The following is a 15,328-nucleotide window of genomic DNA, read 5'->3' as shown; positions in this document are numbered from 1 at the left end:
GTTTTCGCCGTCACCGGTGTCAACGCCTGCTCACGGGCTTGCCTGACCCTGCAGTGCATATTCCAGGGGCCTTGAGTTTTTCGGTGACCGGGGGCTACGTTCGCGTCGAACCCGGAAAGGACCCCGATGCCTGCTCCCGCGCGTCGTCCGACGCTCACCGCCGTCGCCGAGCGCGCCGGCGTGTCGATCGCCACGGCGTCGAAGGTCCTCAACCGCCACGACGTCGCGCCCGCCACCCGTGAGCGCGTCGAGGCGGCGCTGGCCGAGCTCGGCTACCGCCCGCCCGGCCTGCGGCACGTCGAGCTGCGCCGCACGGTCGAGTTCCTCGTCGACAAGCTCGACAGCCCGTACGCCATGGAGGTGCTGCGCGGCGTCACGCTCGCCGCGGAGGAGGCGGACGTCGACGTCACCGTCTCGCGCCTGCGACGCGGCGGCGGGGACCGTCCCGAGGCGGCCTCCACGTGGACGCGGCGCCTGGTCGCCGCGCGACGCACCGGCGCGATCGTCGTCACCGGCCAGGTCACCGGCACGACGTACGCGAGCATCGCCCGCGCACGCCTGCCCGTGGTCGTCGTCGACCCGCTGCACCTCACGACGCCCGAGCTGGTGTCGGTCGGCGCCACCAACTGGACCGGCGGACGCACCGCGACCGAGCACCTGCTCGACCTCGGCCACACGCGCATCGCCATGATCGGCGGCCCCGAGGCGTCCATGAGCGCGGTCGCCCGCGCCGACGGCTACCGCTCGGCGTGCCAGCGCGCAGGCGTGCCCGTCGACCCCGCGCTCGTCCGGCACGTCGCGTTCGACCACGACGACGCGCTGCACGCCGCCGCCGCCCTGCTGCGGCTCGACGACCCCCCGACCGCGGTGGTCGCCAGCAGCGACGCGCAGGCGCTCGGCGTGCTCGGGGCCGCGCGCCTGCTGGGTCTCACCGTGCCGCGGGACCTGTCGGTCGTCGGGTACGACGACACGTACGTGGCGGCGTGGGCCAACCCGCCGCTGACGAGCGTCCACCAGCCGCTGCACGACATCGGGCGCGTGGCGCTGCGGACGGTCGTGGCGATGGCCGACGGGCGCGTGCCCGACTCCCACCACATCGAGCTCGCGACGTCGCTCGTCGTGCGCTGCTCGACGGCGGCGCCGGCCCGCTGACCTCGCCCGCCGGGCCCCTCAGGCGAGGAGGCCCAGGTGCAGGGCGGCGAGCGCGAGCGCGGCCACCGTCTCCCCGTCGCGGACCTCGCCCCGGCGGACCATCGCGAACGCGTCCCGCAGCGGGACGGCCCGCACCGCCGTGATGCCCTCGGCCGCCTGCTCGTGGGCGGTCGCACCCGCGTCGGCGACGGGCGACAGCCCGCGGGCGACGAACACGTGCTCGACCGCGCGCGCGACCCCGTTGAGGGCGTCGAGGGTGCCGACGTGCGTCCAGTCGCGCGCGACGAGGCCGGTCTCCTCCGCGAGCTCGCGCTGCGCCGCGACCAGCGGCTCCTGGCCGTCGGTGCCGCCCGCGGGCACCTCGACCGACGCCGGCCCGGTCGTGTAGCGGTCGGTCGTGACGAGCACGACCTCGTCGTCGTCGGTGAGCGCGACGACGAACACGGACGGCCGCAGCTCGACGACACCGTACAGCGCGGGCCTGCCGTCGGGCGCGACCGCGTCGTCCTCCCGCACCGTGATCCAGGGGTTCTCGTACACGACGCGCGAGGCCACGGTCCGCCAGCTCATGGCGGCGAACCTACCCGTGCGGCCCGCTCCCCCGCCGCCCCACGGCGCGCACCGGGTGGTCGCGGCGTCACCCGTACGGCCCCGGCGCAGCCGTTCGACGTGCGGGACCGGCGGGCTGGCACCAGACTCGCCAACCAGGTGGGCCACGGTGGCCTGCAACGACGCACGACGAAGGAGCGACATGGGCATCGGTACCGGCATCGCACTCCTGGTGATCGGGGCGATCCTCTCGTTCGGCATCTCCGACCGCATCGAGGGCATCGACCTGACGGTCATCGGGTACATCTGCATGGGCGCCGGCGTGCTCGCGCTGATCCTGGCGGTCGCGCTCAACTCGCAGCGCACCAACACCACGCACCGCCAGGTGGTCGAGCACCGTGAGGAGCCGCCGCTCCCGCCGACGGTCTGACGACCCCCGCACCACGCTCGACCGACGCCCCGCACCGGACCACCGGGCGGGGCGTCGTCGCGCCCGCACCCCCGCCGGGCGTCCGCACGGCGGGCACGAGCAGCGCATGTCGGACGCAACGGACACAATGGGCGCCCCCCGCGCAGCAGCACCGTGCGCGGTGACCGGGGTGACGACGAAGGGGGACGCATGGACCACGACGAGGCACGCGAGGCCAAGGCGCACGCGGTGGCGGTGGCACGCACGCTCGCGGAGGGCGCGGTGCACTCCGCCGCGGCGGAGGTCAGCGTCGCGCCGCTGGCCGTGGGCCTCGCGCCGTGCCCGGACGGCAGCTACGGGATCGCGCTGCGGTACCGCCTCGGGCTGCCGGGCGTGCGCTCGCTCGCCCACCAGGTCGCCGCGGAGATCGGCCAGGTCGGCAAGGTCGTCGACCTGCGCCGCACCGGGCGGATCCGCGCCCTCGCCGGGGCCGGTCACCGGTCGGGCGTCGGCACCGACGGGCCGACCGTCCCCGGCCCGCGCCCGCCCGTCGTCACGGCCCAGGCGCTGGGCGAGACGGGCCGCGTGCGCCCGCTGCGCCCCGGCGTCTCGATCGCGCACGTCGACGTCACTGCCGGCACGCTCGGTGCGTTCGTGCAGGTGGGCGGCGCCGTTCACGCGCTGTCGAACTACCACGTGCTCGCGGGCTCCCCTGCGGCGCGTCCGGGCGACCTGATCCTGCAGCCCGGCCCCGCGGACGGCGGGCGCGCGCCCGCGGACCGGGTCGGCACGCTCGCCGCGGCCGTGCCCCTCGCCGCCGGCACGACGGCCACGGTCGACGCGGCGATCGCCCTGCTCGACGACGAGTACGTGGACGCGACGTACCCGGTCGGCCGCATCACGACGACGGCCCGCGCGCTGGGCGGCGAGCTCGTCGCCAAGGTCGGGCGGACGACCGCCGTGACGAGCGGGCGCGTCACCGCGATCGAGCTGGACGACGTCGTCGTCGGCTACGGCGAGGAGCTGGGCGACCTGCGGTTCGACGACCAGATCGAGATCGAGGGCACGGGTACCGCCGCGTTCTCCCGCGGCGGCGACTCCGGCTCGCTCGTCTACCGCGAGGACGGGGTCGCGCTGGGACTGCTCTTTGCCGGGTCGGAGCTCGGGGGGGACAATGGACGCGGGCTGACCTACGTCAACCCCATCGATGCCGTCCTCGGGGCGCTCGACGCGACGCTGCTCGCCTGACGCGAGCGCCGGCCCGCGCACCCGGGAGACGCGGGAGGTGCGCAGTGGCCGATCTGGACGAGGCACGCAGAGCCAAGGACGAGCTGAAGACCGCCCTCGCGGGGCGCCCGGGGGTGACGGCCATCGGGATCGCTCCCGACGCCGACGGCTACGGCGTGCTCGTCCGGGTCCAGGACGACGCGGTCCGCACGCGGGGCGCGGACGTGCCGAGGACCGTGCGGGGCGTGAACGTCCACGTCCGCCGTTCGGGTCCCATCACCGCGCAGGACTGACGGCCCCCGCGGCCCGGACGACGGACGCGCCCGCACCCCGGAGGGTGCGAGCGCGTCGCCGTCGTCAGCGGCCGGACGTCAGCGGATGATGCAGGGCTGGCCGTTGAGGGTCGCGTCCGTCACCTGCCTCGGGGTGCCCGAGCCGATGAAGCCGAAGCTCACGGCGTTGTGGTGACCGATCGTGGAGTTCCAGGCGGCGTTCTTCGCGGTGACGGTCGAGCCGGACTGCGTCGTCACGCTGCTCCACGCCTGCTGGATGGACTCGCCGTTGGCGAACTTCCACTTCACCTCCCAGCCGTTCACGGGCTCCATGGTCGCGTTGAACACGGTGACGTTGCCCTGGAACCCGCCCTGCCAGGAGCTCGACGTGTCGACCTCGAGCTCGCACACCGAGTCGCTGGGGACGCTGGGCGAGGGCGTGACCGACGGGGTCGGTGACGGCGTGGACGACGGGGTCACCGACGGCGTCGGCGTGACCGACGGGGTCGGGGTCGGCGTCGCGGTGCGCGTCGGGGTCGGCGTGGGCGTCGGCGTCGCGCTGCGGGTCGGGGTCGGGGTCGGCGTCACACCGCCGCCACCGCCGAAGTCGACGTCCACGCAGTTGTAGAACGACTCGGGGCTGTCCGTGCGCTCCCAGATGTTGAACAGGACGTGCTTGCCGCTCTTGTTCGAGGGCAGCTTCACGTTCCACCAGTACTCGGGCCCGGCGACGCCACCCTCGCGCAGCGGCGGGTTGAGGACGCGGTCGAAGGGCTCGGCCTCGAGGTCGTCCCAGCCGATCGGCTCGTTCTGGTTCCAGCCGTCCTTCGTGATCCACGTCGTGAAGTACCCGGGGTGACGCGCGACCGCCGCGTACTGGAAGGTCATCGTCTGACCCGGCGTGACACGCGTGGTCGGCCACGCGGACGACGGCGTGTTGAAGGCGGCGAACTTCGAGTCCGGGCCGCACAGCTTGCCGTCGGCGATGGTCTCGTGCCGGCCGTTGATCGTGCCGAGCAGGTCGCCGAACCAGTTGTAGAAACCGTAGCTGTTGTCGGCGAAGGCGTTCTTGCAGGCCGCGTTGGTCGGCCGCATGTTGCCGGCCTCGCCCGCGGCCTGGCCGCCCGCGAGGCCGTCCTGGTAGCAGACCCACGTGCGTGTCGGGGGGTTGGTGAGCCCGCCGTGCGCCTGGGCGACGGTGGGGATGGCGACCAGAGCGGTCGCGACGACCGCGACGGCGGCGAGGCTGCCGAGCGTGCGGCGGGTGGTGCGGTGTCGGGGCATGTGGGGGGTTTCCCTCTCGCACGAGCGGCGGTGGTTGCCGCTGGGGCCGGGCACTGCTGGTGCAGTCTCGCGCCCAGCGTGCGGACCGCCACGCGGTCGGACAAGGCTCCGAAACGTTTCCAGCACGTGCGATGCCCCCTGCGTGGGGGCCGTCGGAGCGCACGCGGACGAGTGATCTCACCGACCTCTCACGAACGGCACTCGGCGGATCGGGGGTCGAGGCCCGATGATGGGCAGCGTGACGCGCAGGGGCTCGACCGCCAAGGGTGCGCACCGAGGTGGTCTCTCGGCTGCGGACCTCGGTGGCGTGCGCGGACTCGCCGTCGCCGCGCACCGTTTCGACGCGTGCCGGGACGTCGAGGAGGTCGTCGCGGCGGCCGCGCAGGCCGCGGTCGACGTCCTCGGTGCCGACGCCTGCGCGGTGGCCCGGATCACCCAGGAGACGTGCCGGGTCGTGCACCTCGAGCCGCCCAGCAACGACCCCCGCTGGCACCAGTTCCTCAGCACCACGTACCGCGCCGACGAGCGCCCCGCGCTGCGCGCGCTGCTGCGCAACCGCGAGAGCTGGCTGGCGCACGCGTTCGACGCGCAGGGCCGCTCGGTGCACCCGGGCGACACGTCGGCCGGCGACCGGGTCGAGGTGGAGCTCCTGCGCGAGGTCGGCGCCGCCTCGGCGCTCACCTCGCCCGTCGTCGTCAACGACGTCGTGTGGGGCCAGATCTCGGTGGTGCGCGACTTCGACGTGCCGCTGTTCCACACCGACGACGTCGCGACGGCCGAGGTGCTGGCTGCGCTCGCCGCAGGCGCGATCGCGCGCGTGGACCTCGAGCAGCAGATGCGGCAGATCATCGCCGACGACCCGCTCACGGGGCTGGCGAACCGGCGCACCGCCGACCAGGCCGCGGAGGTCGCGCTCGCGTCCGGACGCGAGACCTGCGTCGTCATGTGCGACGTGGACGGCCTCAAGCGCGTGAACGACGAGCTCGGGCACGACGCGGGCGACGACCTGCTGCGTGCCGTCGCGGACGTCCTGCGCCGCGCGGCCGACGCGATCCCCGGGGCGACGGCGGCACGCATCGGCGGCGACGAGTTCTGCCTCGTGACGGTCGACCAGCCGCGCGAGGTCGTCGCGACGACGATGGCGACGACCGTCGCGAAGTTCCCGCTGCCGCACGGCGCCGCCATCTCCTACGGCATCGCGTCGACCGCCGTCATGGGGTCCGTCGAGGCGCGCCACCTCTTCCGCCGCGCCGACCAGGCGCAGTACCAGGCGAAGCGCCGGCGGGCCCGCGCCCGGGCCCGCACGACCCCGCCCATCTCCGACCCCGTGCAGGCCGTCGAGCGCCTCACCGCGAGCGGTGCGGTCGCGATCGGCGCCGCGGCGCCCGCGGTCGTGCCGCGGCTGTGCGCGTTCGCCGCGGCCGTGACCGAGACGCTGGGCGGCGACTCGTGGGCGGTGCGCGAGCGCATGCCCGGGTCCGACACGTTCACGACCGTCGCGCGGGGCGGCAGCTCCGCCGACTCCTCCGAGACCCGGCTGATCACGCTCGACCGGGACGAGTGGGTCGTCGAGATCGCCGTCGCCGCGGCCGCGTCGACGGGGCGTCAGGTGCAGACCGCGCTGCGCGCGCTCGTCGCGATCGCGATCCTGGACGTCGGGGCGCTCTGAGCGCTGGTCGCCGGAGTCAGCCGTGCAGCGGCAGGACGAGCGTCGCGTCCGCGCCCTCGACGACGCGCACCGGGACGCCCCAGTCCTGCGCGGCCAGGTGGCAGGCCGGGTGCTCGATGCCGGGGTCGGCGTCGCAGCTGGCGGCGCGCGCGGTCACGTGCAGGACGCCCTCACCCACGCCCGGGTCGAGCCGCAGCGTGCGGGTCAGCGCGACGTCGTCGCCGGCCCCGTCCAGCAGCAGACCCGGCGGCGTCGCCGAGACCTGCAGGGACGTCGACGGGCCCCACCGGTCGTCGAGCTTCTGCCCGGCGGCGGGGTGGAAGACGACCTCGAGGGCGACGTCCGTGCCGATCTGCGTGACGGGACGCTGCGTGCGGTGCGCGCCGCCGTCGACCTGCGTGCCGGCGCCCGCGGGCAGCGCGATCCGCGTGAGCCGGTGCGCGGCGGACTCGACGACCAGGACGTGGTCCGGGTCACCCGCGGGCAGCACGAGGCCGCTGGGCTCGGCGAGGTCCGTCGCGAGCGTCGAGACCGTGCCGCCGTCCTCCCCCGGGACCCAGCGCCGCAGCGCACCGTTGTAGGTGTCGGCGACCAGCACCGACCCGTCGGGCAGCGCCGCGACGCCCAGCGGGTGCTGGAACAGGGCCTGGTCCGCGGCGCCGTCGCGGTGGCCGAAGTCGAACAGGCCGGTCCCGGCGACGCTGTGCACGTGCGCGTCCGCCGGGTCGAGCCGGCGCAGCGCGGACGTCTCGGCGTCGGCCAGCCAGACGTGCCCGGCGGCGTCGACCGACAGGCCGGACGGCTGCGCGAACCACGACTCGTCGGGCGCCCCGTCGACGAGCCCCTCGTTCATGGTGCCGGCGAGGTGCCGCACCGACCCCTGCTCGTCGTCGAACGCCCACAGCGTGTGGTTGCCCGCCATCGCGACGACGAACGCCGCGAGCTGCGGCGACCACGCGACGTCCCACGGCGAGGAGAGCTTGACCTGGCGCGGCGGCCACTGGTCGCCCACGCCACCCTCGACGGGGTGCGCGGTGCCGCCGTCGTGCGGCGTGACGTTGTCGACCGCACCGACCATGTACTGCTCGCCGGTGCCGGCGACCGTCGTGACGTGCCCGTCGCCCAGGCGCACGCCGCGCAGCGCGTGGTTGACGGTGTCGGCCACGAGCACGTCGTAGCCGAGTCGCTCGCGCAGCTCGTCGGGGACGAGGCACAGGCCGTTGGGCTCGCTGAACCGGGCGACGTCCGGACCGCCGTCGACCAGCCCGCGCTCGCCCGACCCGATGCGCCGCACGAGCGTCTCACCGTCCGCCGCGACCTCGGTGAGCGCGTGGTGCCCGGCGTCGGCGACGAGGAACGTCCCGCCCGGCAGCTCGACGGCCTTGGCGGGGAACCGCAGGGTCGTCGGCTGCGGCGTCGGGGCGACGTAGGGACCGTCGCCGCGGTGCAGCGTGCCCTTGGCCTCGTGCTCGGCCACGAGGTCACGCACCAGCGTCTCGACCGCGTGCGCGTGGCCCTCACCGGCCATCTGCGCGACGACGTACCCCTCGGGGTCGATGACGACGAGCGTCGGCCAGGCGCGGGCCGTGAACGCCTGCCACGTCACCAGGTCCGGGTCGTCGAGGACGGGGTGGTGCACCTCGTACCGCTCGACGGCCGCCGCGAGCGCGACCGGGTCCGCCTCGTGGACGAACTTGGGCGAGTGCACGCCGACGATGACCAGGACGTCGCGGTGCCGCTCCTCGATCTCCCGCAGCTCGTCCAGGACGTGCAGGCAGTTGATGCAGCAGAAGGTCCAGAAGTCGAGGACCACGACCTTGCCGCGCAGGTCGGCGAGGGTCACGTCCTTGCCGCCGGTGTTCAGCCAGCCGCGCCCCACCAGCTCGGACGCGCGGACACGGGGCAGTCGCGGTGCGGAGGTCGACGTCACGTCGCACATTGTCGCCGACGTGTTCCGGTGCCGACGTCGCACCGCACGTATGTGGTCACATCCCACGGCCCCGTCGAGCGGACGTGGTCGCGCGTGCGACCCCGTGGCGCACGTGCAGGAGCGGGGACGTGCGACGGCCGGGCGCAGCCGGAGGGGTGGCTGTGCCCGGCCGTCAGGGCCGTGCTACCCGCGGGTCGTGCCCCCGCGGGGTGGTGCTGCCGTCGGTGGGAACCGACGGGTCAGGGGGTGCGTCAGGCCGTCGCGCAGGTGGCCGTCAGCGTGCCGGGCGAGCCCGAGGCGATGAAGCCGGCCGTGGTGGAGGCACCGGCCGCGAGCGACCCGTTCCACGCGGCGTTCGTCAGCGTGCCTCCGCTGTACGTGCCGCTCCACGCCTGCGTGACGGTCGCGCCACCGATGGTGACCTTCCAGCCGGTGATGGCCGACGATCCGGCCGTCACGGTGACCTCACCCTGCCAGCCGTTGCCCCAGGTGTTGGCAGCCTTCACCGTGGCGGTGCAGGCACCGTTGCCCGGCTGGGGGCCCGGCGTCGTGGGCGCGGGGGTGGTGGGCGCGGGGGTGGTCGGTGCGGGGGTGGTGGGCGCAGGCGTCGTGGGCGCAGGCGTCGTCGGCGCGGGCGTCGTCGGGGCCGGCGTGGGGGTGCTCGCCGTGCCGCCGATGTTGATGTCCGAGCAGATGTAGTACGGCTGGTCGAGGTGGCTGGCCTGCCAGATGGTGAACAGGACGGCGCGGCCCGAGCGGCCCGCGAGGTTCACGTCGGTCTCGTACAGGCCCGTCGTGCCGTAGCGGCCGGTCTCCTTGACGAGGTCGAGGTCGTCCCACCCGAGCGCCTCGGTGGTCGGGTCGAAGCCGGCCTTCGAGACGTAGATCCGCAGGTAGTCCGCGCCGTGCTTGGCACCGTCGGTGAGCGTCAGCGTGAACGACGTCGGGACCGTCTTCATGATCCACGGGCCGGGGGTGTCGAGCGACGCGTACAGGCCGTTCTGCGTCCGGCCGCCGGAGCAGAGCTGCCCGTTCGGGATCACGGCCTCGTGGCGGCCGCCGACGCCCTCACGGAACAGGCCGTTCCAGTTCCACATGGTGTTGGGGTTGGCCTGGAACGCCTGCCAGCACATGGGGTCGCGCTGCGCCATCGCGGGGTCCATGTGCGTGCCACCCTCACGGTCCCAGCAGCCGTAGTTGCGGGACGGCGGGTCGGTGACGGACCCGTGGGCGGACGCCGACGTGGCGACGAGGCCGGTGGCCGCGAGCGCAAGCGGGATGGCGAGGGCCAGCCTGGCGAGGCGGCCCAGCCGACTGCTGGTGCGGATGGACATGCATGTCTCCTGGGGGTCGGTGACGAACGGCTACCGTCCGCGGACGCCCGTCGGGTCGCATCGATGCGACCGACGGGCGACGGTGAGCGCGAGGGCTTGACCACCGTGCGGCCTGTCCCGCCACGACGCGAGGGTGCTAACCGTTTCAGCAGGACCCGGGTCCCCGCCTCAGCGACGGTCGAGCACGTGGATCCGCGGGTGGTGCCCCTTGGCGAAAACCCGCGTCGCGGATCGCGGCAGCCACAGGTCCGACGCGTCGCGCACGACGCGCTCCATCACCTTGACCTCGTGCGTCAGCACGACGAGCCGGGCCCCCCGTGCGCTCGCGGCGTGGGCCGCGCGCAGCAGGCCGGCGTGCAGGCGCGGTGCGTCGGCGTGCGAGCCGTGCAGCGTGCCCCACGGCGGGTCGGCGAGCACCACGTCGGCGGGCCCGCCCAGGGGGCCGAGGACGGCAGCGGCCAGCGCGTCCGCGTCGGTGGCGTCGGCGCGCAGCAGCACCGGTCGCGGCGGGCGCGCGAGCAGCCGTGCGGCCTCGAGGTTGGCGCGGGCGGCGTCGAGCGCGGCGGGGTCGAGGTCGACGCCCACGGCCGCCGCGGCCGGCCCCGCGAGCAGCCGCTCGACGAGCAGCGTGCCGGACCCGGCCATGAGGTTGAGCACCCGGTCCTCGGCGCGCACGCCCGCCAGGCGTGCGACGGCCGCCGCGATCGTCGCGTTCGCCGCACCGGGGAAGTCGGCGACGCGCCACGTGCGCGCGGACAGCGGCCGCGGCCCGACGCGCACGAGCACGTCCCAGCCGGGGTCGACGTCGTGGCCGGCGGCGCGTCCGGCGGGGCGGGCGGCGGCGGCGGGGCGGGCGGCGGCGGACCGGGCACCGCGCCGCACGCGGACGACCAGGTCACCCTCGTCCGGGTCGTGCTGCAGACCCGTGGCCTCGTGGAGCATGCCCGCGAGCCGGGCGAAGACCGCGGAGTCCGCACCGGCGGCCTCGAACCGGAACGTCGAGGAGCCGGCGACGCGCAGCGACGCGTACACCGCGTCGACGATCCGGCCCATGTGCTCCGGGCTGGTGAACGACTTCGGCCGCGGGACGTCGAGGTGCACCACGACCCACGCGGCCACGGCCGTCCGCAGGCCGGTGACCGCGGCGAGCGGGCCCGGCAGCGTCAGCGCGAGGGCGTCGTCGCGGCCGGGGACGTCGCGCACGCCCCGGACGCCGGGCAGCACGTCGGCGACCTCGTCGGCGAGGACGTCACGCAGCCCGGGCAGGTACGTCAGCTCGACCGACGTCGAGGCGACGGGCCGGGGTGCCGCCGGACGGCCCGCGGCGCGTGCGCCGGAGGTGCGGCGGTCGGTCTGCCGGTCGCGCCACGCGCGGCTCGCGGCGGCGGGCCGGTCACCACCGCGGGTGGGACCGGGGCGCCCGCCGCGCCGCGTGGTCAGGTCGCCACCGGCACGCGTGCGCCGACGGCGCGCAGCACGAACGCCTCGGTCTGCGCGATCGCGTGCTCGCGCTCCGCGCCGCCCTCGGGCAGGCCGCGACCGGTGAGGCACGCGTTGACCAGCGGGACGGTCGTGGCGAGGTCCTGCTCCGGGAACGCGCCCGAGGTGATGCCGGCGTCGAGGATGCGGCGCAGGATCTGCTCGACCACGCCGACGTGCTCGCGGACGCGCTGCTGGGCGCCGCGCGAGAGCACCGAGCGCAGCTCGGGGCCGGGGGCGACGTGGTAGACCCGCGTCAGCGAGGCCTGGGCGCGGACGTACGCGCGCAGCTGCTCGACGGGGTCGTCGATGTCGTCGAGCGAGGCCTGCAGCCCGGCGGCGTACTGCTCGGTCTCGTGGGTGATGAACCCGAGGAGCAGCGACTCCTTGTCCGGGAAGTGGTTGTAGACGGCGGTGCGCCCGACGCCCGCGGCGGCGGCGATGTCCGCGAGCGTGATGACGTCGAAGCCCCGCTCGTTCATGAGCGTGGACAGGGCGTCGAACAGACGACGACGTGTCTGCTCGCGGTGCTCGTGCAGCGAGGCCCCGATGATCTTCGGCATGCTGACATCATCGCACGCAATGTCAGGAAACTCTGCACGGGCTCGAGCCTCTCCCGTGAGAAATGTGACATTCATCACGGCGGTTCGTCGCTTTCGCCTACAATGCCTTCAACGTCACCTTGCACGCCCTCAGACGGAAGCACCGAACGCAATGAGCCGACACGCCCACCCCGCGGAGGCGGGGGCCCTCAAGGGCCCCGCGCGCGTCGGCACCGTGCCCGCACCCGTCCCCGCCGCACGCCCCGGCGACTGGCCCGCGACCGAGGCGGGCCAACGGCCCACGGCGCTCGTGCGGGCCGCCCACGAGCGCTTCGTCACGTCCGGTGGCGACCCCGGCCGCCAGGTCCGGCCGATCGTGGCCGACTCCTGGCGACGCAGCCGGCGGGTCGGCGTCGACCCCGAGCTGCCCACGCCGCCCGTCGACATCGGCGGCTCCGACCTGGCGGAGCTGCGCAGCTCGCACCCGCTGTCCGGCGCCGTGCCGATCGTGCGCCGCCTGCTCGTCGAGCCCCAGGCGGGCTGGGTCGCGGCGCTCAGCGACGAGGCCGGCCGGCTGCTGTGGGTCGACGGCGACCACGACCTGCGCCGCCCCCTCGACGACGTCGGCTTCGTCGAGGGTGCCGCGTGGCGCGAGGACGCCGTCGGCACCAACGCCCTCGGCACCGCCCTCGCCACGCGCCGCCCGCTGCAGGTGATGGGCACCGAGCACTGGGCCCGCGTCGTGCACCCGTGGAACTGCGCCGCGGTCCCCGTCCACGACCCCCAGGGGCGCATGCTCGGCGTCCTCGACGTCACGGGCCGCGACGACGCCGCCTCGTGGATGGCCCTCGCCCTGGTCCGCGCGACCGTCGCCGCGATCGAGGCGAACCTCACGTCCACCTCCGCCACCGCACCCGGGGCACGGCTCGCGGTGCTCGGCGCGCACGGCGGCACGCTGCACCTGCCGACGGGCCGGCGTCGCCTGACGTGCCGCCACGCCGAGATCCTGCTGCTGCTCGCCGAGCACCCGGCCGGCCTGCGCGGCGACGAGCTCGCGGTGCTGCTGTCGGAGTCCGAGCTGTCCGAGGTCACCGTGCGCGCCGAGATCTCGCGCCTGCGCCGGCTCGTCGGCCCGCTGCTCTCCGAGTCCCGCCCGTACCGGCTGGCCGCCCCGCTGGAGACCGACGTCGACGTCGTGCGCGGGTCGCTCGCGGTCGGGGACGTCGGCGGTGCGCTGAGCGCCTACGCCGGCTCGATCCTGCCGCGCTCCGCCGCGCCCGGCGTCGCCCGCCTGCGCGCGACCGTGCAGGACGAGGTGCGGGCTGCGGCGCTCGCGTCGGGCGACCCCGACCTCGTCGCCCGCTGGACGGCGAGCGACCAGGGAGCCGACGACTGGCAGGCCTGGCAGACCCTCGCGCGCGTCGCCGCGATCGGGTCGGCCGCTCACCTGCGCGCCCACACCCGGCTCGCCCAGCTCGACCGCGCCCTGCGCTGACCGCCGGACGAGCCCGACGACGGATTTCGTCGCAACCCGGGCGTGGCGGGGCACCGGCGGCGTCGTCGAAGCGGTTGGCGCCGGCGTCGGCGCGCACGCCCGGGAAGCGGCGCTGACCGGCGCCTGGGCACCGTGCGCACCCTCGGAGAACCCGGTCGTGACGGATCCCGTCGTGCAACGGTCGTGCAACGGTCCGCCGACTACCGTCAGCGTCGGTGGCATCGACGGCGACGCCTCTCGTGGGAGTCCGTCGCCCCTGGTGCCCGGTCGGGCGGCGCGCGGGAGGGGGCGCGTCGCCCGGCCATCACCTCGGCCGGTGCGCGGGCACCCACGCGGCCCGGTTCCCGGGCCCGGGCGTGGCCGCTAGCGTGGCGCCGTGGACACCGACGAGCAGCCATCGCCCACCGCCACCCCCCGGCCACCCGCGATCGAGCCGGACGCCAAGGACTGGACCTGGGTCGTCGAGGCCCGCTGCCCGCAGTGCGGTTTCGCCGCGTCGGACGTCGACCCCCGCGGCATCGGCGGCACGGTGCGCGACCTCGTCCCGCGGTGGGTCGCGGCGCTGCACCGCGCCGACGCGCGCGAGCGCCCCGAGCCGCACGTGTGGTCCCCGCTGGAGTACGGCGCCCACGTGCGCGACGTGATGCGCGTGTTCGACGAGCGCGTCCGGCTCATGGTCGAGCAGGACGACCCCCTGTTCGCCAACTGGGACCAGGACGCCACGGCCCTCGCCGAGCGGTACGACCTGCAGGACCCCGCGGTCGTCGCGGACGAGCTCGCCCGGGCGGCCGACCTCACGGCGGACCGCTTCGACGCCGTCGCCCCCGACGCGTGGGAGCGCACGGGACGGCGCAGCAACGGCTCGCTCTTCACGGTCCGCACGCTCGGGCAGTACTTCCTGCACGACGTCGTCCACCACCTGCACGACGTGCGCGCCTGACACCCGCACCGACGCGTCCAGCCCGCGGACGCCCCCCGGCGCGCCGGGGGCGACGCGCCGGGCCGGGCCGCCGCCATGTCCGGTTGCGAAACACGACCGCAGCAATGACTGTGTACGTTTCCCGCCATGACCGGACCGTCGGCGGCCCCCGCCGTCCTCGACGGCAGCCACGTGCTCGCCGTTCCGCGCGGTACCCCCCTGCTCCCGCTGGCACGCGCCTGGTTCCCAACGGCCGACTGGTCGCGCGAGCCGGCGACGGCTGCGCAGGCGGCGGCCGCGCGGCCCATGACCGGTGCCCGGTTCCGCGGCATCGCCGTCGCTCCCCCGGACCCGGCGGGCGTGCTGAGCCTCGACGGGGCCGTGGAGGTCGCGGGGCCGTATCCCCTCGACGCCGCCGGCGCCCGCTCGCTCGCGCTGCCACCGCAGGAGAGCGACCTCTACGGCCTGCCCGCCGCACCCGTCGCCGGGGCGACGCTGCCGCCCGACCTCGTGACGGGCTGGGCGACGGCCGTCGCGCGGCGCACCGGCGGCGGGATCCTGCCCGCCGCACGGGACCGCGCGATCGTCCCCGACCCGGCCGCGGCCGTCGACCTCACGCTGTGGTCGGCCGTGCCGCTGCGCCCCGACGACGCCCTCCCGCTGGTGCGTCCCGCGCTGTCCGGCAGCCGGCTCGCCGCGCCCGCGCCCCCGGCGGGTGGCGCGCCCGAGGGCTTCACGCTCGTCGCCAGGTACGAGTACGACGGCGAGGTCGAGGTCCGCTGCTCCCGCTCGCGCGAGGTGCCGGTCGTGCTCTCGACGCTGGACTGGCGCGAGCACGGGCCCTGGGGCTACCACGTGACGTGGCGCCCGCCGGACCCGCTCGAGCTCGAGGTGCCGCACCCCTCCCAGCTGCACGTCATCGCACGTCAGCGCGTCACGCCGAGCATCGCGCGCGTCGTGGCGACGCTGTGGCGGACCGTCGGCGGGACGGTCGTCGACGCGGGCGGCTTCGTCGTCCCGCACGAGGAGATCGACGCGCGGGCGCGCCCGCGCTGAGACCGCTCCGT

The 15,328-nt window shown here is 75.5% G+C and carries 14 protein-coding genes; 8 read left to right on the top strand and 6 right to left on the bottom strand.

Annotated features, from left to right (window positions below; all coding sequences use genetic code 11):
* Positions 1–126 precede the first annotated feature (126 nt).
* Entirely contained in the window at positions 127–1,152 is a 1,026-nt protein-coding gene (locus KKR89_RS00860) for a LacI family DNA-binding transcriptional regulator (RefSeq protein WP_208196830.1), read from the top strand.
* A gap of 18 nt (positions 1,153–1,170) precedes the next feature.
* Here KKR89_RS00860 and KKR89_RS00855 read toward each other — a convergent pair whose 3' ends face one another.
* The gene (locus KKR89_RS00855; protein WP_208196829.1) at positions 1,171–1,722 is read right to left on the bottom strand and encodes an NUDIX domain-containing protein; all 552 of its coding nucleotides are present in this window, start codon (positions 1,720–1,722) and stop codon (positions 1,171–1,173) included.
* 181 nt (positions 1,723–1,903) lie between these two features.
* Between KKR89_RS00855 and KKR89_RS00850 the strand changes: the two genes are divergently transcribed.
* From KKR89_RS00850 to KKR89_RS00840, 3 genes are all read left to right on the top strand, one after another.
* Positions 1,904–2,131 carry a DUF6458 family protein gene (locus tag KKR89_RS00850; protein WP_208196828.1) on the top strand — a complete coding sequence of 76 codons (228 nt, stop codon included), beginning with the start codon at positions 1,904–1,906 and terminating at the stop codon, positions 2,129–2,131.
* A 189-nt stretch (positions 2,132–2,320) separates the two neighbouring features.
* Positions 2,321–3,358 carry a chymotrypsin family serine protease gene (locus KKR89_RS00845; protein ID WP_208196827.1) on the top strand — a complete coding sequence of 346 codons (1,038 nt, stop codon included), beginning with the start codon at positions 2,321–2,323 and terminating at the stop codon, positions 3,356–3,358.
* Positions 3,359–3,402: 44 nt separating this feature from the next.
* Positions 3,403–3,630, top strand: coding sequence for a hypothetical protein (locus KKR89_RS00840; protein ID WP_208196826.1), 228 nt, complete (start codon positions 3,403–3,405; stop codon positions 3,628–3,630).
* Positions 3,631–3,708: 78 nt separating this feature from the next.
* Here KKR89_RS00840 and KKR89_RS00835 read toward each other — a convergent pair whose 3' ends face one another.
* Positions 3,709–4,893 (bottom strand): lytic polysaccharide monooxygenase, encoded by a 1,185-nt coding sequence (locus KKR89_RS00835; protein ID WP_208196825.1) that lies wholly within the window; start codon positions 4,891–4,893, stop codon positions 3,709–3,711.
* A gap of 229 nt (positions 4,894–5,122) precedes the next feature.
* Here KKR89_RS00835 and KKR89_RS00830 point away from each other — a divergent pair, with 229 nt between their 5' ends.
* Positions 5,123–6,562: a GGDEF domain-containing protein gene (locus KKR89_RS00830; RefSeq protein ID WP_243883099.1), complete on the top strand. Its 1,440-nt coding sequence runs from the start codon at positions 5,123–5,125 to the stop codon at positions 6,560–6,562.
* 16 nt (positions 6,563–6,578) lie between these two features.
* Here KKR89_RS00830 and KKR89_RS00825 read toward each other — a convergent pair whose 3' ends face one another.
* From KKR89_RS00825 to KKR89_RS00810, 4 genes are all read right to left on the bottom strand, one after another.
* On the bottom strand, positions 6,579–8,501 hold the full coding sequence (locus tag KKR89_RS00825; RefSeq protein ID WP_208196823.1) for an NHL domain-containing thioredoxin family protein: 1,923 nt from the start codon (positions 8,499–8,501) through the stop codon (positions 6,579–6,581).
* 242 nt (positions 8,502–8,743) lie between these two features.
* Positions 8,744–9,826 (bottom strand): lytic polysaccharide monooxygenase, encoded by a 1,083-nt coding sequence (locus KKR89_RS00820; RefSeq protein ID WP_208196822.1) that lies wholly within the window; start codon positions 9,824–9,826, stop codon positions 8,744–8,746.
* 168 nt (positions 9,827–9,994) lie between these two features.
* Positions 9,995–11,050, bottom strand: a complete 1,056-nt coding sequence (locus KKR89_RS00815) for a class I SAM-dependent methyltransferase (protein WP_251140954.1) — start codon at positions 11,048–11,050, stop codon at positions 9,995–9,997.
* A 212-nt stretch (positions 11,051–11,262) separates the two neighbouring features.
* On the bottom strand, positions 11,263–11,868 hold the full coding sequence (locus KKR89_RS00810) for a TetR/AcrR family transcriptional regulator (protein ID WP_208196820.1): 606 nt from the start codon (positions 11,866–11,868) through the stop codon (positions 11,263–11,265).
* 151 nt (positions 11,869–12,019) lie between these two features.
* Here KKR89_RS00810 and KKR89_RS00805 point away from each other — a divergent pair, with 151 nt between their 5' ends.
* The 3 genes from KKR89_RS00805 (at position 12,020) to KKR89_RS00795 (ending at position 15,317) form a co-directional block, all read left to right on the top strand.
* Complete coding sequence (locus KKR89_RS00805; protein ID WP_208196819.1) at positions 12,020–13,342, top strand: GAF domain-containing protein; 1,323 nt, start codon at positions 12,020–12,022, stop codon at positions 13,340–13,342.
* 376 nt (positions 13,343–13,718) lie between these two features.
* Positions 13,719–14,282: a DinB family protein gene (locus KKR89_RS00800; protein WP_208196818.1), complete on the top strand. Its 564-nt coding sequence runs from the start codon at positions 13,719–13,721 to the stop codon at positions 14,280–14,282.
* Between the two features lie 126 nt (positions 14,283–14,408).
* On the top strand, positions 14,409–15,317 hold the full coding sequence (locus tag KKR89_RS00795; RefSeq protein WP_208196817.1) for a hypothetical protein: 909 nt from the start codon (positions 14,409–14,411) through the stop codon (positions 15,315–15,317).
* Positions 15,318–15,328: the final 11 nt, after the last annotated feature.

The organism is Cellulomonas dongxiuzhuiae (assembly GCF_018623035.1).
GTDB lineage: Bacteria > Actinomycetota > Actinomycetes > Actinomycetales > Cellulomonadaceae > Cellulomonas > Cellulomonas dongxiuzhuiae.
The sequence above is the reverse complement of the archived record's forward strand: the minus strand, read 5'-3'. Positions and strand labels throughout refer to the sequence as shown.

What these genes read in the sequence shown, in the direction of transcription:
- KKR89_RS00860 (WP_208196830.1), top strand. Translation starts at nt 127, where the DNA reads ATGCCTGCTCCCGCGCGTCGTCCGACGCTCACCGCCGTCGCCGAGCGC.
- KKR89_RS00855 (WP_208196829.1), bottom strand. Translation starts at nt 1,722, where the DNA reads ATGAGCTGGCGGACCGTGGCCTCGCGCGTCGTGTACGAGAACCCCTGG.
- KKR89_RS00850 (WP_208196828.1), top strand. Translation starts at nt 1,904, where the DNA reads ATGGGCATCGGTACCGGCATCGCACTCCTGGTGATCGGGGCGATCCTC.
- KKR89_RS00845 (WP_208196827.1), top strand. Translation starts at nt 2,321, where the DNA reads ATGGACCACGACGAGGCACGCGAGGCCAAGGCGCACGCGGTGGCGGTG.
- KKR89_RS00835 (WP_208196825.1), bottom strand. Translation starts at nt 4,893, where the DNA reads ATGCCCCGACACCGCACCACCCGCCGCACGCTCGGCAGCCTCGCCGCC.
- KKR89_RS00830 (WP_243883099.1), top strand. Translation starts at nt 5,123, where the DNA reads ATGGGCAGCGTGACGCGCAGGGGCTCGACCGCCAAGGGTGCGCACCGA.
- KKR89_RS00825 (WP_208196823.1), bottom strand. Translation starts at nt 8,501, where the DNA reads ATGTGCGACGTGACGTCGACCTCCGCACCGCGACTGCCCCGTGTCCGC.
- KKR89_RS00820 (WP_208196822.1), bottom strand. Translation starts at nt 9,826, where the DNA reads ATGTCCATCCGCACCAGCAGTCGGCTGGGCCGCCTCGCCAGGCTGGCC.
- KKR89_RS00810 (WP_208196820.1), bottom strand. Translation starts at nt 11,868, where the DNA reads ATGCCGAAGATCATCGGGGCCTCGCTGCACGAGCACCGCGAGCAGACA.
- KKR89_RS00805 (WP_208196819.1), top strand. Translation starts at nt 12,020, where the DNA reads ATGAGCCGACACGCCCACCCCGCGGAGGCGGGGGCCCTCAAGGGCCCC.
- KKR89_RS00795 (WP_208196817.1), top strand. Translation starts at nt 14,409, where the DNA reads ATGACCGGACCGTCGGCGGCCCCCGCCGTCCTCGACGGCAGCCACGTG.